24 protein-coding genes are annotated in these 18,846 nt (G+C 63.9%); 12 read left to right on the top strand and 12 right to left on the bottom strand.

The window, feature by feature from the left end; translation table 11 throughout:
* Position 1 precedes the first annotated feature (1 nt).
* Both LI334_RS08065 and LI334_RS08070 read right to left on the bottom strand, forming a co-directional pair.
* On the bottom strand, positions 2–799 hold the full coding sequence (locus LI334_RS08065) for a glycosyltransferase family protein (RefSeq protein ID WP_227259971.1): 798 nt from the start codon (positions 797–799) through the stop codon (positions 2–4).
* 189 nt (positions 800–988) lie between these two features.
* Positions 989–1,300, bottom strand: a complete 312-nt coding sequence (locus LI334_RS08070) for a hypothetical protein (protein WP_227259973.1) — start codon at positions 1,298–1,300, stop codon at positions 989–991.
* Between the two features lie 393 nt (positions 1,301–1,693).
* Between LI334_RS08070 and LI334_RS08075 the strand changes: the two genes are divergently transcribed.
* Complete coding sequence (locus LI334_RS08075) at positions 1,694–2,836, top strand: glycosyltransferase family 4 protein (RefSeq protein ID WP_227259974.1); 1,143 nt, start codon at positions 1,694–1,696, stop codon at positions 2,834–2,836.
* Here LI334_RS08075 and LI334_RS08080 read toward each other — a convergent pair.
* Complete coding sequence (locus LI334_RS08080; RefSeq protein ID WP_227259976.1) at positions 2,818–3,861, bottom strand: glycosyltransferase family 4 protein; 1,044 nt, start codon at positions 3,859–3,861, stop codon at positions 2,818–2,820. The genes LI334_RS08075 and LI334_RS08080 overlap by 19 nt on opposite strands.
* 113 nt (positions 3,862–3,974) lie before the next feature.
* On the opposite strand from LI334_RS08080, the gene LI334_RS08085 reads away from it, so the two are divergent.
* From LI334_RS08085 to LI334_RS08095, 3 genes are read left to right on the top strand one after another with little or no spacing between them, the layout of a single operon-like run.
* Positions 3,975–5,186, top strand: coding sequence for a glycosyltransferase family 4 protein (locus tag LI334_RS08085; protein WP_406675854.1), 1,212 nt, complete (start codon positions 3,975–3,977; stop codon positions 5,184–5,186).
* Between the two features lie 54 nt (positions 5,187–5,240).
* Entirely contained in the window at positions 5,241–5,969 is a 729-nt protein-coding gene (locus LI334_RS08090) for a glycosyltransferase (RefSeq protein ID WP_227259981.1), read from the top strand.
* On the top strand, positions 5,966–6,394 hold the full coding sequence (locus LI334_RS08095) for a GtrA family protein (protein WP_227259983.1): 429 nt from the start codon (positions 5,966–5,968) through the stop codon (positions 6,392–6,394). Before LI334_RS08090 ends, LI334_RS08095 begins: the two co-directional genes overlap by 4 nt.
* A 20-nt stretch (positions 6,395–6,414) precedes the next feature.
* Here LI334_RS08095 and LI334_RS08100 read toward each other — a convergent pair whose 3' ends face one another.
* Both LI334_RS08100 and LI334_RS08105 read right to left on the bottom strand, forming a co-directional pair.
* Positions 6,415–6,807: a type II toxin-antitoxin system VapC family toxin gene (locus LI334_RS08100; protein ID WP_227259985.1), complete on the bottom strand. Its 393-nt coding sequence runs from the start codon at positions 6,805–6,807 to the stop codon at positions 6,415–6,417.
* Positions 6,807–7,043 (bottom strand): antitoxin VapB family protein, encoded by a 237-nt coding sequence (locus LI334_RS08105; protein ID WP_227259987.1) that lies wholly within the window; start codon positions 7,041–7,043, stop codon positions 6,807–6,809. Before LI334_RS08105 ends, LI334_RS08100 begins: the two co-directional genes overlap by 1 nt.
* A 112-nt stretch (positions 7,044–7,155) precedes the next feature.
* Between LI334_RS08105 and LI334_RS08110 the strand changes: the two genes are divergently transcribed.
* Positions 7,156–7,545, top strand: coding sequence for an acyl-CoA thioesterase (locus LI334_RS08110; RefSeq protein ID WP_227259989.1), 390 nt, complete (start codon positions 7,156–7,158; stop codon positions 7,543–7,545).
* Between the two features lie 41 nt (positions 7,546–7,586).
* Entirely contained in the window at positions 7,587–8,507 is a 921-nt protein-coding gene (gene aglJ / locus LI334_RS08115) for an S-layer glycoprotein N-glycosyltransferase AglJ (protein ID WP_227259991.1), read from the top strand.
* Here the strand turns inward: aglJ and LI334_RS08120 are convergent.
* Entirely contained in the window at positions 8,496–9,158 is a 663-nt protein-coding gene (locus tag LI334_RS08120; protein WP_227259993.1) for an MBL fold metallo-hydrolase, read from the bottom strand. The two genes, aglJ and LI334_RS08120, sit on opposite strands and share 12 nt — an antisense overlap.
* Before the next feature lie 78 nt (positions 9,159–9,236).
* On the opposite strand from LI334_RS08120, the gene LI334_RS08125 reads away from it, so the two are divergent.
* On the top strand, positions 9,237–9,713 hold the full coding sequence (locus LI334_RS08125; protein WP_227259995.1) for a cupin domain-containing protein: 477 nt from the start codon (positions 9,237–9,239) through the stop codon (positions 9,711–9,713).
* Here LI334_RS08125 and LI334_RS08130 read toward each other — a convergent pair.
* Both LI334_RS08130 and LI334_RS08135 read right to left on the bottom strand, forming a co-directional pair.
* Positions 9,710–10,822, bottom strand: a complete 1,113-nt coding sequence (locus LI334_RS08130; RefSeq protein ID WP_227259996.1) for a glycosyltransferase family 2 protein — start codon at positions 10,820–10,822, stop codon at positions 9,710–9,712. The two genes, LI334_RS08125 and LI334_RS08130, sit on opposite strands and share 4 nt — an antisense overlap.
* Before the next feature lie 33 nt (positions 10,823–10,855).
* Positions 10,856–11,152 (bottom strand): DUF5779 family protein, encoded by a 297-nt coding sequence (locus LI334_RS08135; RefSeq protein ID WP_227259998.1) that lies wholly within the window; start codon positions 11,150–11,152, stop codon positions 10,856–10,858.
* Between the two features lie 72 nt (positions 11,153–11,224).
* On the opposite strand from LI334_RS08135, the gene LI334_RS08140 reads away from it, so the two are divergent.
* On the top strand, positions 11,225–11,374 hold the full coding sequence (locus LI334_RS08140; RefSeq protein ID WP_227260000.1) for a DUF4806 domain-containing protein: 150 nt from the start codon (positions 11,225–11,227) through the stop codon (positions 11,372–11,374).
* Here LI334_RS08140 and LI334_RS08145 read toward each other — a convergent pair.
* On the bottom strand, positions 11,371–11,808 hold the full coding sequence (locus tag LI334_RS08145) for a DUF5799 family protein (protein ID WP_227260002.1): 438 nt from the start codon (positions 11,806–11,808) through the stop codon (positions 11,371–11,373). The two genes, LI334_RS08140 and LI334_RS08145, sit on opposite strands and share 4 nt — an antisense overlap.
* A 192-nt stretch (positions 11,809–12,000) precedes the next feature.
* Positions 12,001–12,228 carry a hypothetical protein gene (locus LI334_RS08150; protein WP_227260004.1) on the bottom strand — a complete coding sequence of 76 codons (228 nt, stop codon included), beginning with the start codon at positions 12,226–12,228 and terminating at the stop codon, positions 12,001–12,003.
* A gap of 211 nt (positions 12,229–12,439) precedes the next feature.
* Between LI334_RS08150 and LI334_RS08155 the strand changes: the two genes are divergently transcribed.
* Positions 12,440–13,198, top strand: coding sequence for a carbon-nitrogen hydrolase family protein (locus LI334_RS08155; RefSeq protein WP_227260006.1), 759 nt, complete (start codon positions 12,440–12,442; stop codon positions 13,196–13,198).
* Between the two features lie 42 nt (positions 13,199–13,240).
* Positions 13,241–13,570, top strand: coding sequence for a hypothetical protein (locus LI334_RS13110; protein WP_319799815.1), 330 nt, complete (start codon positions 13,241–13,243; stop codon positions 13,568–13,570).
* A 6-nt stretch (positions 13,571–13,576) separates the two neighbouring features.
* On the opposite strand, the gene LI334_RS08165 is transcribed toward LI334_RS13110, so the two are convergent.
* Positions 13,577–14,401 carry a hypothetical protein gene (locus tag LI334_RS08165; protein WP_227260008.1) on the bottom strand — a complete coding sequence of 275 codons (825 nt, stop codon included), beginning with the start codon at positions 14,399–14,401 and terminating at the stop codon, positions 13,577–13,579.
* Between the two features lie 112 nt (positions 14,402–14,513).
* Here LI334_RS08165 and LI334_RS08170 point away from each other — a divergent pair, with 112 nt between their 5' ends.
* Positions 14,514–15,611 (top strand): NADH:flavin oxidoreductase/NADH oxidase, encoded by a 1,098-nt coding sequence (locus LI334_RS08170; protein WP_227260009.1) that lies wholly within the window; start codon positions 14,514–14,516, stop codon positions 15,609–15,611.
* Between the two features lie 441 nt (positions 15,612–16,052).
* Complete coding sequence (locus LI334_RS08175; RefSeq protein ID WP_227260011.1) at positions 16,053–17,546, top strand: TrkH family potassium uptake protein; 1,494 nt, start codon at positions 16,053–16,055, stop codon at positions 17,544–17,546.
* Here LI334_RS08175 and LI334_RS08180 read toward each other — a convergent pair.
* Positions 17,543–18,814, bottom strand: coding sequence for an MFS transporter (locus LI334_RS08180; protein ID WP_227260013.1), 1,272 nt, complete (start codon positions 18,812–18,814; stop codon positions 17,543–17,545). The genes LI334_RS08175 and LI334_RS08180 overlap by 4 nt on opposite strands.
* Positions 18,815–18,846: the final 32 nt, after the last annotated feature.

Consider the following 18,846-nt stretch of genomic DNA (forward strand, 5'->3'; position numbering starts at 1 on the left):
CTCAGTCTCTTTTGAGTATCTTTCTTCCAGTACGGTAAAAGATGTCCAAACCACGGTCTATCATCCCATGAAGAGGAGTGTGGATTTCAAACCCCCGGTCTATCAACACTCGAACGCGATTTGAATGGTTTATTCTTTTTCCAACTACCTCTGCATGTTCTGGATTGTTTATATCTCCTGGAGATCCGTCATGAAGTACCTTCACCTCGCCGATGACTTGAATCGGCCAGGACACGGGGCAATTATATATTGGGGAAAGTGCTGTTAGCTGTAGCTTCTTCTCCTCCCAAATGGCCCTGCGGAAAGAGGCCTGATCTCTTCGAAAGCCTTGTTCTTGATGTATTTGATACCATTTTTGCAGGAAAGCTCTCGTATTGGCAGAATCATCGAAAGCTAGTACTCCTGTCTGGTATATTGGCAAGCTGTCTGGGATCCCATTAAATTCCCGTTCACGGTCGTATCGGAGTTCCCATTCATATGGATCAACTGCTGCAGCAATGTTGAAATTGTCGAGTAAATCAAAAAGTTCCGACACATCCCCAATGATATATGTATCAGTATCTAAATATATTGTCTGGTCAAAAGGTGACTTGAGAAGGTTTCGAGGCTTGTCTGCGAAGTCATCATGTGGGTCGTCATCAATGATTACCTCGTCAAAAACTGGATCACTTACTTCTCGGTGTGCAACCAGACCAATTGGAACATCCATAACCCCTTTTGCACTTTGTGCTGCTTCCCTTGCATCCTCTAAGAACTCGTCAGCAGTGGCAATATACAGTAGCCCGAAATCCTGGCCCATTACTACTTCTTAGAATGTAGTTGGCTGGTGAAGTATTTATTCGTGTTCCTTATGAGCGACATGGACACGGATATCTTTTCTTAAGCAGTAGTCGCTTAGGTCGCCAGATTCTACTAGTCTACTACTCATAATTTCGTACTCGGACTCTTCCAACTTTTCTTTGACTTTTTAGATGTTGGGTTTAAAAATCTATGAGACTTCGCGATAATAGTATGAGGGAGTGTCTCCCAAATCACCAATTATTTTTAATTCCCTCTCCTCACAATCTAGAACTAATACATCAGATAGTGGTATGTCTTCGGGGCCGATTTGGTTTGCGCCAGCAGCCTCTCCTCGTAGATTGGCAGAGTTTCCGACAATACCATGACAGATGTTGATTTCTGCAGGTGGGTTATTCATTTCTACAGTTTCCTGTGCTCTCGAGGCCCAGTCGTTAGCCCCTTCGTAAACGACGATTTTTCCGTTTTCGCCCACTTGTAATGCTGCTATTACCGTTGACACACCCCATCCCCCGCCAACAATCGACACTTGATCTCCCGAGTGGATGTGCTCTCTTATCCCTTTGACTAACGCGTGTTCGTATTCTTTCGGGTTTGGATGCCCCGTTTGCCATGGTATCCAAGTATCCCCGATATACGGGCCGCTCGAACCGATATTCCGTTATACGTAGTCGTTGTGCGGGGAAGCTTGTCTCGGATTGGCCTGTAAAGATACCTTAGTCCGACGCGTATGATATATCTGCCACCTTGACGTCGGAACACGTCAATAGCCTCGTTCAAAATCCCCATTTAGACCCTCATATTAAGTGGCCACGAAGACATCCCTGCATAACATCTCCTGTACACTCTATATCCGATACTAGGTCATTAAGTATTCTGGTTTGGTGGTTCTGATATGGTCAATATAGCATTCGTCACATACTATTGCCCTCACTATCGTACGGGGTTTTTCGAACAATTCGAGAGCCGTCTGGAGGGGGATCTTGACCCAAAGATATTCTTCACAGACCATAAGGAAAACTGGCAAGCGTACGGGGATTTCGATTATGAAGTTCTCCCGCGCTTGAAACCGCGTGAGAGTTACGAAGTCGCACCTACGCTTTTCTATCGACTCTGGCAGTATGATCCCGACGTAATCGTCTCTGGACCTGTTGAACAATTTGCGGCCCACGCGTCGTATCTATATGCGAAGGCGACGGGAACGCCGTTCGTTCTCTGGACTGGCGAATGGACACTTCCAAAGACCACTCTCCGGACTCTAACGTTCCCATTAATTAGGAGAATCTACCATGGAGCAGATTCCTTAGCGGTATACGGGCCGCATATCCGAGATTACGCGGCCGACTTGGGGGTTAATCGAGATAAGATACATCTCGCGTGGAACACGACGGACATTGAGTACTTCCAGAATCCGAGTGAGGACGATGCACGAGAACTACGTGACCGACTCGATATCCCCGAAGACGCACCCGTAGCGTTGTACGTCGGGCGTCACGTGAAGGAGAAGGGGCTTGAATACTTGATTGACGCATTCCGTGAAATCGTCGACGACATCGAACCGACGCCGTATCTTCTCATAGTTGGTGACGGAGACCGGAGAGACGAATTAGAGGAACGGGCCGCTGACCTAGACACCGTTCTTTTCCCTGGATACGTAGAGAACAAGGATCTTCCGCCGTACTACGGACTGGCCGATGTCTTCGTATTGCCCTCTATTCAAACCGAAATTTTCCGCGAGCCGTGGGGACTCGTTGTCACTGAAGCGATGGCGTCGGGAACACCGGTCATAACTACGAGTGAAGTAGGAATCGCTGCGGCAGGCGTTGTCAAGGACGGCGAAAACGGATACATAGTTCCCGAACGAAATCCGATGGTTCTCGCAGACCGGCTCGAACGGCTACTCACGGACGAGGGCCTGCAGAGCGCGATGGGCGAGACCGCTGCAGAAGTGATATCTCAATACGATTATGACAAGATGGTCGACGGTTTCGTCTCCGCTATCGATAATGCATTGGGCACTCAGAGTATCGATTCGTAAACGCTCTCATATTCTCCAGTTACATCGCCCCAGGTGCCGACAGATTCGGACGGCGCGCTAAATTCAACGACGTTTCGAACTGCAGTAGCGACAGAGTCCGAATCCGTGTCGGAGACACACTCAACATCATCTCGTCCACACCAGTCCTGTAGCGCTGTTGCCGATTTCAACACACAGGGCGTTCCCGCGGATAGTGATTCTGCGACGGTGAGGCCGAACGATTCGAACGACGATAGGGAAACGTGGGCGTCGGCACCCGCGTAGTAGGCAGGTAGTTTGTCGTGGTCGACGTTTCCGAGGAATTCCACGCGGTCGTCAACCCCGACATCGATAGCAAGCTGCTCAAGCGTGTCCCGATACGGGCCGTCCCCTGCTACGAGAAGATCGTACTCGGGGAGCTGAGGAAGCGCGTTAATCGCGTGCTGGATTCCTTTGTAGTCTTCGAGACGTGCAACACACAGCAGATACGGCCGGTCACGTTCCAGTGGTTCAGCGTTCTCGAATCGCTCGGTTTCGACACCGAGCGGAATTACGGTACTCTCGACTCCGAGGTCGTCCCTCACTTGTTGACGTTCCCACTCGCTCACGGAGACGACTTCGTCTACTGAATGGAGTGCACGTCGAAGTACGGGCCGATACGCGTCGAGAAGGCGATCGCGAAACCCGCTCGCGCTGTGACCGTGGTAGTACGTCGTGGCGACCGTCGGGACGCGACTACTCAACGCGGCAAACGAGAACGAGAGCGCGTGCACGTTATGCACGTGGAGGACATCGTATTCAGTCCAGAGTCGAGGGTTGGCCAGCTGCGGCGCGAAATGAAAGGCTTCGTTCGGAGAAAGACCAAAGTGTCGGCGAACTCTGACGCCGTTGCGTACCTCTTCAGCGGGAAGAGTGGCTGTCCTACCCGCTGTTTCGACAGTTACCTCGTGACCGCGCTCAACGAGTCGTTCGCTCACCTCCTTCACTTGTGTCTCGACGCCGCCAGTGTGAGGAGTATACCGCGGAGAAACCTGGCAAATTTTCACGGATACGCGTAGATAAGGCTATCCGAGTAATTACTCCTTGTGAACCTCCACGCGCTGACAACCCCCCTACAGGAACCAACACTCATAAGCACGAACTCCCCCGTTTCTAACCCATGCACCTCGTCCAGGTCGCTCCGTACGTCACGTATCCCCCTCGTTTAGGTGGGGATCATCGGACGCACGGCCTGGTGAAGGAGTTCCCGGAATTCGACGACGTAGTGGAGCGGTTCTGTCAGGGTGGGTCGCCGGCGATGTACAAGTCGTTCGACTTCCGCCGGGAAGTCGATATCGCGGATGGATACACCGAGTACCGGCATCTGCATCCGCTCCACGAACTCCTCAAGGCTCCGATGCTTCTGGGGTATCCGAACGTGTTCCAGAGCCAAGCTCTCAAGATAGCGAGCGACGGCCTTGGTCGAATGCTCGATGACGCGGATGTCGTGCTGGCGCGGGAGCCGTGGCAGACGCCGTTCGTACTCGACCAGGTGGGCGACGAAACTCCAGTCGTGTTTTCGAGTCACAACGTGGAGACGGAGCGGTTCGGGGATATCGACCAGCCGGTGTTCGAGTCGTGGTTCGAGGAGCGCGTGGACGCGCTGGAGCGAACGTCAGTGGAGGGCGCGGACGCGATCGTGTGTACGAGCGAGCGGGACGCGGACGTGTACCGGGAGAAGTACGACCCGGGCGGCCCCATTCTCGTTGCGCCGAACGGGACGTACGAGGACGACCTCCGAGAGCATCACCCTGACTCGCGTGGGGCAGCACGTGTTCGCCAGCGATACGAAATTCCCGAGGAGGCGACTGTCTGTCTGTTCATGGGGAGTGACTACAAGCCGAACGTCGAGGCCGCGAACGCAGTCGTCGATGTCGCCCGCGAGTTCGACGACGAGTCCGAGCGCGTCCACTTCCTCGTGATGGGGAGCGTCGGGAACGCGCTCGACGACTCGGGACTCCCGGAGAACGTCACCGTCACGGGGTACGTCGAGGACGACTTCGAGGCGCACTTCGACGCGGCAGACATCGCCCTCAACCCCATGCAGTCGGGCGGCGGAACGAACATCAAACTCATCGACTACTTCGCTCGCAGTCTTCCGGTGATTTCGACGCCGTTCGGGGTTCGCGGAACCCGCGTCACCGACGGCGACCACGTCCTCGTCGCCAAACTCGACGGCTACCCCGACGCAATAGCCCGGCTCGCCGACAAGCCGCCCGAGCGAGCGGAGCTCGGGGACGCCGCCCGCCGACTCGCCGCCGACGAATACACGTGGGAAGCGTCCTCACGGGCGCTCCGCGAGTTCGTCGTGGACGAGTTCGGGCCGTTCTGACCGTCCATCATCGAGAACACAATTCTTATTCGCGGAGTCCGAATACCGGGTAGCGTGACGGTTGGTTTGGTCCTCCCCGCGTACGAGCCGGACACCGGAAAACTCCGGTCGTACGTGGACGCCCTCCTCGACGTTCTCGAGCCCGCTGTCGTCCGCATCGAGCTCGATGCACCGGGCGGCTCCAGCCTGTCGTTTCCCGAGTACGACGCCGTCGAGGTGAACGTCGTCGGGGAGCGCCGGGGGAAGGGCCTCGCGATTACGCAGGGATTCGAGTCCTTGGACACGAACGTGCTCGCGTTCGCGGACGCGGACGGCAGCACGCCCGCCGACTCCATCGCCGACGTAGTCCGGGCGGTCGACGACGCGGACGTGGCGGTCGGCTCTCGAAGACATCCCGAATCCCGGATTCAGACGCATCAGAGCGTGCTGCGGCGGAAGCTCGGTGACGCGTTCGCGTGGGGAAGCCGCGTCCTCCTCCCGGTCACCCTCTCAGATTACCAGTGCGGAGCGAAGGCGCTCACCCGCGACGCCTGGCACACAGCCCGCGACTTCCTCTACGAACCCGGGTTCGCGTGGGACGTGGAACTCGTGACGGTGGCGGACGCGCGCGGCCTCGACATCGCGGAAGTCCCCGTCGAGTGGGAGGACGACCCGCGTTCGACCGTGGACACGCGGGAGACCGTGAAGGAACTCGCGCGAACGGTCATCTCGCTCCGGGGACGGTACGCGAGTATCGCGGACGGAACCGAACACCTCTCTCGAACGCGGTTGGTGGAGCGATGACGCTCGCAGAAGACATCCAGGCGCTGATTCGGGGCGTGCGCGCGGGCCAGTTCCTCTCCGTCGGCATCGTCGGCGCGCTCTTCGACACCCTCGTCCTCACACTCGTCGTGGAGTTCGCCGGTATCGAGCCGTTCTGGGCGAAGTTCGTGAGCGCGGAAGCCGCCATCATCCTCATGTTCGTCGTGAACGACCGCTGGACGTTCTCCGAGGAGGCGGGCGGCGGCCTCGTCCCGACGGGAAAGCGGTTCGTGCGTTCGAACGTCGTGCGCGCCGGCGGCGTCGCGGTCGCGCTGTCCGTGCTCTACGTGCTCAACGGCTACTTCGGCGTCTGGTACGCGCTCGCGAACGTCATCGGCATCGGCGTCGGGTTCGTCGTGAACTACGTCGCGGAAAGCCTGTTCACGTGGCGCGTCCACATGGAGTAGGAAACGCCGAGAGAAGCATGTTAGTACGTTTCTACGTCTACGTTGAGACGTTCGAAGTCGGTGACGTTCCGCGTGAGCACGGGTTCGTCGACGACGTCCGCGGTCGCAGCGATGATGACATCGCCGTCCCCGACCGGCGTTCCGTCGTTCTGTAGCTCGCCGGCGAGCCGGCCGGCCTTCCGCATGACGACGCTGTCGGCGGGATGAATCGGTTTCGAGGCGAGAACGGTCTCAACGGTCTCGCGTTCCGCCTCGGACTCTATCGCACGGGCGACGCCGTAGTGCAGTTCGAAGAGCGTCATCGCGGAAATCCGCTGTTGCACGAGATTGTTCTCCAGCTCGCGCGCCGTCGCAACGGCGTCCTCGTCGCCGTTCATCAGGTCGATGAGGAATAACGTATCGAGCAGCACCACTACGCCTCCCGCACGTGCTCCGCCGTCTCTTCAAGGTCGTCCGCGCGTCGTGTCCGACGATCCTCGACGGCATCACGGAGTGCGTCCGCTTCCTCGTCACTGAGCACGCCAGCGATATCGAGGAGGGAGCGCTCGCCCGCGAGCCGGAGGACGACCTCGGAGAACGTCTCGTCCCCGCGCTTGTGCGCGGCGAGTCGCTCGTAGGCCTCCTCGGAGAGCCGGATACTCTTCGACATATGCATACAGTTGTATGCAGCCCTGCAAAGTCCTTTCGCCGGTATCGTGGCGCGTCCACGTCGAGTAGTCCGGGGCGATGCGTTGAAGCGGACGGCGCGTAACCATGCACGTATGCCGGAGACGTTCACGCACGACATCGACGTGCAGTTCCGCGACCTCGACACGCGCGTCCACGTGAACCACGTGATGTACGCGTCCTACTTCGAGCACGCGAAGGAACGGCTCTACGAGGAAGTGCTCGGAGTGTCGCTCGCGGACTCCCCGACGGTGGTGCGGTCGCTGAACGTGGAGTACCGGGATTCGATTCCACCCGACAGCACGGTGACCGCCGAGCTCTCCCCGATTTCGGTGGGGAAGAGCAGTCTCACCATCGACTACGAACTCCGCGTCGCGGGTGACGTGGTGGCGACCGGGCAGACGGTCTCCGTCTACCTGGACGAGGACGGCCGGCCGACCGCGATTCCGGACGACTGGCGGGACGCCCTCGCCGACTACGAGTAGAACGGCAATCCTTTTCCACGCGCCACCGAGAGTACGGATAGATGTACGGGGACGTGTGCGCGCTCATCCCGACCTTGAACGAGGCCGAGACCATCGGGAGCGTCATCGACGGCCTGCGCGAGGAGGGCCTGGAGAACGTCCTCGTCGCGGACGGCCACTCGACGGACGAGACGCGCGAAATCGCCCGCGACCACGGCGCGACCGTCTTCGAGCAGTCCGGCTCCGGGAAGGGCCAGGCCGTCCGGGAGGCGGTGCGGCGCATCGACGCCACCTACGTCCTCATGCTCGACGGGGACGGCACGTACCGCACCGAGGACGCGCCGACGGTGTTGGAGCCGGTGGTGTCGGGGGACGCAGACCACGTGGTCGGCGACCGGTTCGCGAACATGGAGTCGGGCGCGATGACGCGACTCAACCGGGTCGGGAACTCCCTCATCAATCGGGCGTTCGCCCGCATCCACGGCCACGACTACGAGGACATCCTCTCCGGCTACCGCGCGTTCACCCGGGAGTCGTTCGAGAAGATGAGCCTCACCGCGGACGGGTTCGGTATCGAGACGGAGATGGCGGTCGAGTGCGCGCGCCACAACCAGACCGTGCGCGTCGTGGACATCACGTACAAGCCGCGGCCCGAGGACTCGGAGACGAACCTCCATCCCGTGACGGACGGCGCGCGCATCATCTACACGCTCTACCGGCTCGCGAAGACGAACAACCCCCTCTTCTACTTCGGGAGCGTCGGCGGCGGCGCGCTCCTCCTCAGCCTCGTGCTCGGCGTCTACGTCGGCTACGAGTGGTTCGTCCGGGGCGTCTCCCACAACGTCATCGCCGTCGCCGCCGGCGTCGCACTCCTGTTCGGCGTGCAACTCATCATGTTCGGCGTGCTCTCCGACCTCTTCGTCACCCTTCACCGCGAGCAGTTACGCCGCCTCGAACAACACCAAGAACGCTCAGAAGAGTGACTTCAGGCCCTTCGCCACGACGCGCGGAATGTTCTTGCGGGACGTGCGGTAGGCGTCGTCGAGCGCGCGCGCCGCGCCGTCCAACACGCCGGGGCCGTGTCCGGAGAGGATGCGCTCGGGTTCGAGGCCCCGGAGCGCTTTCGGCGGGAACGCGCGCAGCATCGGGTGGACGCCGATGCGCTCGTCGCCCGCCCGGAAGTACTCGGTGTCCCCGAGGACGTCGGCGACGACGAGCGTCTCCCCGTCGTACAGCGCGGCCTCCCGCCAGCCCGGCACGTCCACCGCGTGCAACACCTCGAACCCCGTGTCTTCGAGTTCGCCCGAGAACGGCGTGCTCGGCCCGGAGAGTTCGGGCGTGACGAAGCTCGGAACGTAGACGGGCGCGTCGTGGCGGTCGCCGAACGCGTCCGCGTCCCGCGCGTGCCGGTCGCTCAACACGACGACACCCGCCACCTCGCCGCCGAACTCGCCGACGAGGTCGTCCACACCGGGCGCGTCCACGGGGTCGATGACCCACGCGTCCCCGTCGATTTCGAGGACGTGACTCGCGCGCGCCATCGCCTCCTCCGGGTGGGCGATCCAGCCGACGCCGCCGTCGAACCGGTCTATCTCGCGGTACTCGTCCGCCGGCCCGTCCGCACGGATGACCATACGCCCGTTTGGGTCGCATCCCGGATACGTCTTCGTACCGCCCCCGAGAGTTTACGGGCTGGCCCGCAATCCATCGGTATGAGCGACCACGAGTACGCGCGCGTCCACGTTCCCGACGTCGAGAGCACGCCGAACCCGACCCGGGAGAAGAAGGAAGTGGACGAGGCCGTCGGCGCGTCCAGGTTCGGGTTCAACGTCTACACTGCCGACCCCGGCGAACGCCTCCCCTGGGGCTACCACCGCCACCCCGACCACGAGGAACTGTTCTACGTCCTCGCGGGCGAACTCCGCGTCCAGACCGCGGACGGCACCGAACACCTGAACGCGGAGGACGCCTTCTTCGTCCCGGAGAACGCGCCCGTCTCCGCGGAAGCCGTCGGCGACCGACCGGCGCGCGTTGTCGCCGTCGGCGCGCCGAAGGACGCCGACGATGCAATAATCGAGGAGGAGTGCCCGGTCTGCGGCGAGGTGACGGGGCGAACGCACGACGTAGCGGGCGACGAGTACGTCTTGTACTGCGAGTCGTGCGGCGCGGAAGTGACGCGGTTCGACTAATCGACTTTCTCCGTCGTGTCGAACGTCTCCGGTTCGAACAGGTAGCCGAAGAGCGCGCCGAGCGCGTGCAACGCGTACACGAGCGGGGACGCGACGAACACGAGGTAGTCCCAGCGGTCGGTGTCCTCGTAGTAGGAGAGCCCGACCGCTATCCAGACGAACATGAACCCGACGAACGCCGCGGAGAACACGCGGAACTCGGTGCCGAACGCGACGTGGGGATTGTAGTAGTACCCGAGGAAGGTGATGACGGGCGCGAACGGACTGACGGCCCAGGACGCGTTCCGCACCGCGTACAGCACCCAGTAGCGCGGCGGCAACAGCCTGTCCTGGCCCTTCGTCCCGGCCTCCCAGCGCCGCCGCTGGAACACCATCTCGCGCACCGACGGCGGCGCTTGGTTCCGAAAGCGCGTCTCCACCACGTCGAACGACGCCCCCCACTCCACGACCGCCTTCCACACGAACACGGTGTCCTCCACGAGCGACGGGAACTCCCACGTCACCGCGTCCTCCACGGACTTCCGCACCGCGATACCGCCGCCCCACGCGTACAGCGGAATCCCGAGTTTCGGGAACGCGCGCTGTTCCACCTGGAACCCCATTCGGACGATTTCCGCCCAGTACGCCAACCGCGACCCCGTGTACGCGGGGTACTCGCGGAACTGCACGATGTCGCTGTCCGGCAGGCCGTCGAACCCCTCCATCCGGGTGTCCTCGTCGAGGTAGAGCACGAACTCGCGCTCGCAGGGGACGTGCCGGCGCGCCCACTCCAGCGCCCGGCCCTTCCGGGTCGCGATCGACTCCACGTCGTCCGGGACGACGTGCACGCTCGCGCCCGCGACGTCGATGGGGGATTCGGCGACGACGTGCACGTCCGTGAGTTCGTCCGGAATCGCGTCCACCGTCTCCTGCACCACGGACTCCGCGTCCACGGTGAGCACGCGCACCTGCACGTCGTCCGCGCCGTACTCCAGGGGCGGGGTCTCGTAGGAGCGCGCGAGCCACATCTCGTACGTCCAGAACCCCGCCGACGCCGTGTAGAGAGAAATCATCCCCCAGAGCACGACGGACGCGAGCGACGGCAGCCAGGACGGAACTCCCCCGAACACGTCCGCCCAATCGACCGCGGGACGGTTAAACCCCTACAGTCGGTCGGTGTCCACGTCCACGCCCGGCGGCGTCACCACGAGGAAGGAGCGAAAGTGCATCAGCGTCCCGCCCGCGTCCTTCACCGGGCCCGCGAACCCGCCCGCGAGGTCGTCGAGGTCGCCGTCCACCGCCAGCACGAGCACGTTCCCCGCCTCCAGCTCGCCCAGCCACTCCTCGTCGCCCGTCTCCCCGTCGAGGACGCCGAGGACGACGCGGCCCTCGAAGTCCGAGTCGAGTTCGGGCGAGAGGTGTTCCTCCGCGCTCCGCAAGTCCAGTTCGAAGTCACTCATAGGCGGGCGGACGCACCCCAGGGGCAAAAGTCGCCCCCTCCACTTATGCCCGCGCGGCCACACGTCCCACGTATGCCGAAAGTCCACCTCAGCGAGGAAACCATCGAGCGACTCGACCAGGTTCGGGACGACGACGAGTCCTACGACGAGATCGTCGAGGAACTCATCAACATCTACGAGTCCGAAGAACTGACGCTCCACCACGGCGGCGACGGCGTCTAAGCCGCGGCCTCCCGAACCTCGTCCCAGCGACCGTTCTCTTCGAGTTTCTCCTGCAACGCGTCCGCGTACTCCTGCGCGAGCGCCGCGGCCTCCGACTCGCGCTCCTCGTCCGGCGAGTCGTCGCTCCCGCCGAGACCGAGCGCGCGCTTCACGCTCCCGAGAATCCCGCCGTCGTCGTCGGACTGCTGGCCGCCCGCCATCGCCGCCATCCCCGACTCGACGTTGTCGAGTTCGTCCATCACGTGCGTCAGGTTCGACGTGTCCGCGACGAGCCGCGCGCGCTCCGGGTCGCCGGGGTTCTCGATGTCGAACTCCACCGCGGTCATCACGAGCCCCCACTGCTGGTTCGAGAACGAGGACGCCTCCACGCGGTTCCGGAACTCGTCGTCCACCCGCATCCGCTCGCCGACGATTCGGTCCTGCCAGTCGCTCATACCCGATGGGTGGACGGCCGGGGGCTTGAACGCCCGGGTTCGCGAGAGGGCTGTGTTTAGTTACGGATGACGAGTGAGGCGAGTGAATTTTGTGCCGGTTGCTGGGAGAAATCGCCCGCCTTACCGGGAGTAGCGTCTAGATTGATCTGGGATTTCTATCAATTCCTCCCTCCCCCTCTTACTTCAGACTCCTTATATTCCAGTACCAATAATCGCAATGCCAAAGACAACCAAGAGAGGCCCTATAATGCGCCCTATAGCAACTGACGTTTCACTCATCTCGATTTGAGACGGGCGTTGGGTCGTTCCCATGGATTTCAGCCACCGGTTCAGGAGATCGATAGAGGGATGGTTTATTGCGGAAAGTGCTCCGACCATGGCAAGGGCGAAGCCAAAAACCACGGCAACCCAGTCAACCATTATACTGCGTATCGCATTCGCCAGCATTAATATCTGGGAGAGAATTCTTTGGTGGTGTTTAGTTACGGATGACGAGTGAGGCGAGTGAATTTTGTGCCGGTTACTGGGAGAAATCGCCCGCCTCGCCGGAAGTAGCGGCTGAATTGATCTAGAGGTAACACTACCCGCACGAGCACCCCGAGTTTTTCCGCGCGGCCCGCGAGACCCCGGTATGGTCACCGTCGCCGCCTGCCAGCTCGCCCTCGCCGACCTCGACGCGGACGCGAACCTCGACGCGATAACCGCCCGATTGCGCGGCCTTCCCGACGACGCCGGGGTCGCCGTCTTCCCCGAGTACGCGCTCACCGGGTTCGTCCCCGACGACCGAATCGAATCCGCCGCCCTCACCCGGGAGAGCGACCGGCTCGCCCGCCTCGACGCGCTCGCCGACACGCACGACACCGCGATTCTCGCGGGCTTCGTGGAGGACGCGGGCGACGCGTACCACAACACCGCCGTCTACGTCACGCCCGACGGCGACCGGACGTACTATCGAAAGCGCCACCTCTGGGCGGACGAAGCCGACGTGCTCGCGCCCGGCGACGAGCGCGTCATCGTCGAATCACCGCTCGGCCGCACGGGACTCGTGACGTGCTACGACCTGAACTTCGTCGCGGAGAGCGCGGCGTTCACCGGCGACCGAGTGGACGCGCTGTTCGTCGTCGGCGCGTGGCCCGCGCCCTACGCGCAGAACTGGAACCTCCTCCTGCGAGCGCGGGCGCTCGACGGCGTGCGCTGGGTCGTCGGCGCGGGCCGAACCGGCCGCCGCGACCTCCCGGACGCGCGCGTCACCGACTACGCCGGCCAGTCCCGCGTGATTCGCCCCGACGGGAGCGTCCAGGCCGCGCTCAACCGCCGCGAAACCGACCTCGTCGCCGACATCGACCCCGACGACCTCGCCGACCACCGCGAGTTCATCCCCGTCGTGTAGCGGCCACACGGTTTTTTCCGGCCGCGCCCGCACCCACCGAGTATGTCCGACGACATCGACGTCGAAGTCGAAGTGGAGGTCGAAGTCGACTCCGAAGAACTCGAATTCGAGGGGAGTTCGACGGAGTACGAGGCCGAACTCGAAGCCGACGGCATCGAAATCGAAGTCGAAGCCGAAGTCGAAATCGAGGACGGCGAAGCGGGCGAAGGCGACGACGATGAGGCGGACGCAGACGACGAAGAAGACGCGGGCGAAGCGGAGAGCGACGAGTCAGAGGAAGCGTTGGACGAGAGCGACGTGACGGAGGACGCCGTGGAGCGCCACCTGGAGCGCGAGGGCGAGGGCGACCACGACGAGATGGACATGGCCTAAGACCGGTTAGAGCCCGCAGCCCGAAATCGTGGTGCAGTCGACGCCGGCGTCTTCGAGGGCGGCGATGTACTCGTTGAGGCCGATGGCGTCGCTGGCGATGTGGCCGGTGACGACGAGGTTCTTGTCGTCGTACTCCTCGCGGAGTTCGGCGGCGTCGCTCGCGGAGACGTGGATGTAGATGACGGTGTCGACGCCGTTCTCGAAGTAGGCGCGCGCCACGTCGGCCCCGCCGTTCGTGCCGGCGGCGTGGTGGACGGCGACCTCGCCGAGTTCGTTGTCGTCCGCGCCGACGCGGGTCTCGATGTCGGTTCTGGCTTCTCGAATCTCCTCGAATTCGGCGTTGAACGCGTCCGTGAGGTCGGCGACGGTGTCGGACTCGTCGAGCGTCTCGACCACGTCGACGAACGCGCGGCGGCCTAATTCGTCGGGCGCGAGGTGGACGTTCATGTACGGCTGGTCGAGGTACTCCGCTATGCTGGGGTTGTGGCGGTAGTTCGCGGCGTGCGCGCCGTACTCCGCGCCCTCGCGGATGCCGTCGGCGGCGTCCTCGGCCTCGTCCTCGGGGACGCCGTGCGCGGTCATGAACTCGACCTGCTTGTCGAGCACGTCCGTGAAGTCGAGGCGCGCGTCGTCGCCCGCGGGGTGGTGGGCGAGCGCGAGGTCGAACCCCTCGCGGTGCGCGAGCTGGATTTCGGGGCTTTCGAGGTCGATGCCGACGAGCGCCGTCTCGATGTCGTCGCCGGGGACGTAGGTGGTGCTGTCGCCGGGCACGTCGTCCCAGCCGACGAGGTCGAGACTGACCTGCATGATCTCCCCGGTAGTGAGTCCCATACTCGCGCGTGGGGTGTCGGGCACGTGTAAGGTGGGAAAGCGGCAACCCCGTTTCCGGCAAGCCGGCCCGCGGTCAGCACGGCTTTAGGACGCCCCCTGATATGTGGACGCGATGACGGACGACCTCTTCACGCCGCTCGAACTCAGGGAGACGGAGATTCCGAACCGACTGATGCTATCCCCGATGTGTCAGTACTCCTGCGACGGCCTCGACGGCCTCGCAACGGAGTGGCACAACGTCCACCTCGGCACGCGCGCCGTCGGCGGCGCGGGTCTCGTGATGGCCGAAGCGACCGCCGTGGAACCGCGCGGCCGCATCACCCCCCACGACCTCGGCATCTGGAGCGAAGAGCACGCGGACGCTCTCAAGCGCACCACGGACTTCATCGAATCCCAGGGCGCGGTCTCCGGCATCCAGCTCGCGCACGCCGGCCGCAAAGCCTCCACGCACCGGCCGTGGGCGGACGAGAACGGCTACGTCCCCATTGAGGACGAGGGCTGGGAAGTCGTCTCCGCGACGGACGAACCCTACCCCTACGAGACCGACCACCCCACGCACGCGCTCACCACCGACGAAGTTGAGGGCGTCGTCGAGTCCTTCCGCGAGGCCGCCGAACACGCGCTCGACGCCGGCTTCGACGTGCCCGAAGTCCACGCCGCCCACGGCTACCTCCTCCACCAGTTCCTCAGCCCCGTCACCAACGACCGCGACGACAAGTACGGCGGGAGCTTCGAGAACCGCACCCGCATCGTCCGCGAGGTCGTCGAGGCCGTCCGCGACGTCTACCCCGACGACAAACCCGTCTTCGTCCGCATCAGCGCGACCGACTGGATAGACGACGAACCCAGCTGGGACGTCGAACAATCCACCCGACTCGCCGACCAACTCAGCGAGGCCGGCGCAGACCTCATCGACGTCTCCACGGGCGGCATCTCCCCAAAGCAGAACATCGAATGGGTCGGCCCCAACTACCAACTCCGCTTCGCCGAACACATCCGCGAGAACAAGACCTCCGACATCAAAATCGGGAGCGTCGGCGGCATCACCACCCCCGAACAGGCCGACGCCCTCGTCCGCAACGACCGCGTCGACCTCACCATCGTCGGCCGCAAATTCCTCCGCGACCCCTACTTCGGCCTGCACGCCGCCCAAGAACTCGGCCAGGAAGACGCCAACCGCCCGCCCTCCCAGTACCTCCGGGGCTTCTAACCCACCTTTTTACGGTGAGGAGGTCGCTCCGCGACCCCCTCCGGCAAAAAACCTGGAGGGAAAATGCCGGTCGCCTCCGGCGACCGGAGCTCACGCGACGGACTGTGCGGCCTGAGCGTGACTCAGTCAGACGGTTCGTCTGACGCGAAATCGCGGCGCGAAGCGCCGCGAATGCTCACAAACGCCGCGAGCGCTCGATTCCTCTTGAGTGGTTTCACGCATCGGACGAACGTTCAAGTAGGAAGCCGCGGCCAGCGGGCGGTATCTACTGAGAATCGTCGCGCGTCGGGCCGCGAAACCCGGCGACCAGCCGGCGCGCGAACCGCGGGGTCGTCGTGTCAGCCACAAAACCCGGATTTAAGGGTTCGGCGAGCGTTCAGTCCGACGAGACGTGACTCGTTCGCCCACCCCCGAGAGACCGCCGGCCGCGAGTAGCGCCCGATGAGCCTGCGCGTCCGCTGGCGCGCAAGCCTGAAACTCGTCGGTGTCGTCCTGAAGTGGCTGTGGGTGCCGCTCACGGCACCGCTCCTCGTCGCGCTCTACGACGGCACGCCCATCCTCCCGTTCGTCGTTCCGATGGCCGTCACTGCGCTCCTCGGGGTGTCGCTCGAACGAATCCCGGAAGACGCCGACGTGCACGTCCGCGAAGCCTTCCTGATGGTCGCGCTCACCTGGCTGAGCGTCGCCGTCGCCGGGTCGCTCCCATTCCTCATCGCGCAGAACGGCGTGCTCGCACATCCCGTGAACGCGCTGTTCGAGGCGATGAGCGGCGTCACCACGACCGGCGCGACCGTCATCGTGGACTTCGACGCGCACTCGCGCGCCATCTTCCTCTGGCGGTCGCTCCTCCAGTGGCTCGGCGGCCTCGGCGTGCTCGTGCTCGCGACAGCCGTCCTCTCCCGCGTCTCCGTCGGTGGCGCGCAACTCATGGAGACGGAGACCCAGACGAAGGACGTCAAGCTCACGCCGAAGATTTCGGAGACGGCGCGGTTGCTCTGGACGATTTACATCGCGCTCACGGCGCTCGCCGTCGCCGTCCTCTACACCCTGAACCTCGCGGGCGTCGCGCCCGAGATGACGCTGTTCGACGCCATCGCGCACGCCCTCACGTCCGTCTCGACGAGCGGGTTCTCGCCGCGCGCGAACAGCATCGCGGAGTTCTCCCCGGCGGTGCAGTGGGCGCTCGTGCCGTTCATGGTCGCGGGCGCGACGAGTTTCGTCCTCATCTACCACGCCGCCACCGGGGACACGAATCGCGCGCGCAACAGCAGCGAGTTCCGGTTCTACATCGGGACGCTGACGGCGTTCGCGCTCGCCGCCGTCACCCTCCTCACGCTCGACTCCGGCCTCGGACTCTCCGGGCTGGAGACGGTGCGGCACGCGGTCTTCCAGGTAGTATCTATCGTGACGACGACCGGGTACGCGAGCACGGACTTCAACGTCTGGTCGTCGAGCGCGAAGGCCCTGCTGTTCGCGGGGATGTTCGTCGGCGGGATGGCGGGGAGCACGACGTGCTCCATCAAGGCCGTGCGGTGGCTGGTCGTCCTGAAGTCGCTGCGCCGCGACCTCTACACGTCCGCGCTCCCGGACGCCGTCCGGCCGGTTCGGATGGGCGGGAGCGTCGTGGAGGAGGAGACGGTTCGCGACATCTACGCGTACGTCCTCCTGACGCTCGTGTTCTTCGCGGCGGCGGCCGCGTTCGTCGCTATCGACGCCGCGCGCGTCGGCCTGGCGGTGAGCGAGTTCGAGGCGATGGGCGCGGCGGCGTCCACCTTCCTGAACATCGGGCCGGCGTTCGGGCTCGCGGGTCCGCTCGCGAACTACGAGTCCTTCCCGGTCTCGACGAAGCTCGTGATGACGGTGCTGATGTGGATCGGCCGCATCGAAATCGTGCCCGTGCTCGTGTTGTTGACGCCGACGTTCTGGCGGTCTTAGACCTGTCTCGCGGCGAGGAGCGCGCCGACGAGGACGAACCCGGCCGCGGCGACGAACGCCACCGGGTAGCTCGCGCTGGTGGCGAGCCAGCCGCCGAGGAGGCTCCCGAGGCCGGTCGCGATGCCGCCGAGCGCGCCGTACGCGCCGAGCGCGTCGCCGCGTATCGCGGGCGGTGCGAGGCGGGTGACGATGCTCGTGGCGGTGACGGCGACGACCGCCCACGTCACGCCGACGGCGAGGAAGAGCACGAGGAGCGCGAGGAGCCCGGGGAGCGCGGGGAGGAACGCGACGAGCGCGACGGCGGGGAAGAGGAAGACGCGCGCGGCGAGCGCGGCGAGTTGGACGAGTCGCGCGCCGTACTGCGTGGCGAGCGCGCCGGCGCGGGCGTAGAAGGCGGCGGAGGCGGCGCTGGACGCGAGGAACACGACGAACACGTCGGTGGAGCCGTAGCCGAGGTCGGTAAGGAAGGCGGGGAGCGGGCCGAAGAACGTCGCGAACCCGGTGAACGCGAGGAAGACGGCGGCGAGGTAGGCGGCGAGCGCGGGCGTGAGTCGCGCGGCGAGCGTTCGGGGGTGGAGGCGGCGTATCGCCCAGAACGACCGGAGGCCGCTGAAGGGGTTGATGCGGGCGGCGCGCCCGGAGCCGCGGAGGACGCGCTCGACAGTCGCGGTGGAGCGCCCGAAGCGCTCGATGGAGACGGTGGGCTGGGGGAGCCAGCGCCACGCGAGGACGAACGCGAGCGCGGTGACGGCGGTGGAGAGGCCGAAGAACCAGCGCTGGGCGGCGACGGGGGCGAGGACGCGGCCGGCGACGGCGGCGTTCCAGACGGTGCCGGCGAGGAGGCCGGCGAGCCAGCCGTACCCCTGCACTTCGTTGAGGCGGCCGATGCGGGCGTCCCAGCCGGATTCGGGAACGTCGGCGACGGCGAGGAGGGTGAGGACGGGCGCGGCGGCGGCGGCCGCGAACAGCAGGGCGGTGTTCGCGGCGACGACGAACCAGACGGAGGAGACGAGGGGGAAGACGGCGAACGCGAGCGCGGCCGCGCCGAGGCTGATGAGGACGAACGGCCGGTAGCGGCCGGTCGTGGAGGCGAGGCGTCCCCACGCGAGCGCGCCGGGAACGCCGGCGAACGCGCCGGTCGCCGCGATGAGGCCGACGACGAACGCGTCCGCGCCGAGCGCGAGCGCGTACAGCGGGACGAGGACGGACGCCGCGCCGATGGCGGCGTACCCGAGCGCCCACGCGTACAGCCAGCGGTCGGAAGTCACGCTCGTGAGGTATCTCGGGCGTGTGAAAGCGG

The organism is Salarchaeum japonicum (assembly GCF_020614395.1).
GTDB classification, from domain to species: Archaea; Halobacteriota; Halobacteria; order Halobacteriales; family Halobacteriaceae; genus Salarchaeum; species Salarchaeum japonicum.

Coding starts and splice junctions, on each gene's coding strand:
- LI334_RS08125 (WP_227259995.1), top strand. CDS start 9,237: ATGAGCGACCACGAGTACGCGCGCGTCCACGTTCCCGACGTCGAGAGC.
- LI334_RS08095 (WP_227259983.1), top strand. CDS start 5,966: ATGACGCTCGCAGAAGACATCCAGGCGCTGATTCGGGGCGTGCGCGCG.
- LI334_RS13110 (WP_319799815.1), top strand. CDS start 13,241: ATGTCCGACGACATCGACGTCGAAGTCGAAGTGGAGGTCGAAGTCGAC.
- LI334_RS08155 (WP_227260006.1), top strand. CDS start 12,440: ATGGTCACCGTCGCCGCCTGCCAGCTCGCCCTCGCCGACCTCGACGCG.
- LI334_RS08135 (WP_227259998.1), bottom strand. CDS start 11,152: ATGAGTGACTTCGAACTGGACTTGCGGAGCGCGGAGGAACACCTCTCG.
- LI334_RS08175 (WP_227260011.1), top strand. CDS start 16,053: ATGAGCCTGCGCGTCCGCTGGCGCGCAAGCCTGAAACTCGTCGGTGTC.
- LI334_RS08085 (WP_406675854.1), top strand. CDS start 3,975: ATGCACCTCGTCCAGGTCGCTCCGTACGTCACGTATCCCCCTCGTTTA.
- LI334_RS08165 (WP_227260008.1), bottom strand. CDS start 14,401: ATGGGACTCACTACCGGGGAGATCATGCAGGTCAGTCTCGACCTCGTC.
- LI334_RS08075 (WP_227259974.1), top strand. CDS start 1,694: ATGGTCAATATAGCATTCGTCACATACTATTGCCCTCACTATCGTACG.
- aglJ (WP_227259991.1), top strand. CDS start 7,587: ATGTACGGGGACGTGTGCGCGCTCATCCCGACCTTGAACGAGGCCGAG.
- LI334_RS08110 (WP_227259989.1), top strand. CDS start 7,156: ATGCCGGAGACGTTCACGCACGACATCGACGTGCAGTTCCGCGACCTC.
- LI334_RS08120 (WP_227259993.1), bottom strand. CDS start 9,158: ATGGTCATCCGTGCGGACGGGCCGGCGGACGAGTACCGCGAGATAGAC.
- LI334_RS08145 (WP_227260002.1), bottom strand. CDS start 11,808: ATGAGCGACTGGCAGGACCGAATCGTCGGCGAGCGGATGCGGGTGGAC.
- LI334_RS08105 (WP_227259987.1), bottom strand. CDS start 7,043: ATGTCGAAGAGTATCCGGCTCTCCGAGGAGGCCTACGAGCGACTCGCC.
- LI334_RS08140 (WP_227260000.1), top strand. CDS start 11,225: ATGCCGAAAGTCCACCTCAGCGAGGAAACCATCGAGCGACTCGACCAG.
- LI334_RS08170 (WP_227260009.1), top strand. CDS start 14,514: ATGACGGACGACCTCTTCACGCCGCTCGAACTCAGGGAGACGGAGATT.
- LI334_RS08150 (WP_227260004.1), bottom strand. CDS start 12,228: ATGGTTGACTGGGTTGCCGTGGTTTTTGGCTTCGCCCTTGCCATGGTC.
- LI334_RS08065 (WP_227259971.1), bottom strand. CDS start 799: ATGGGCCAGGATTTCGGGCTACTGTATATTGCCACTGCTGACGAGTTC.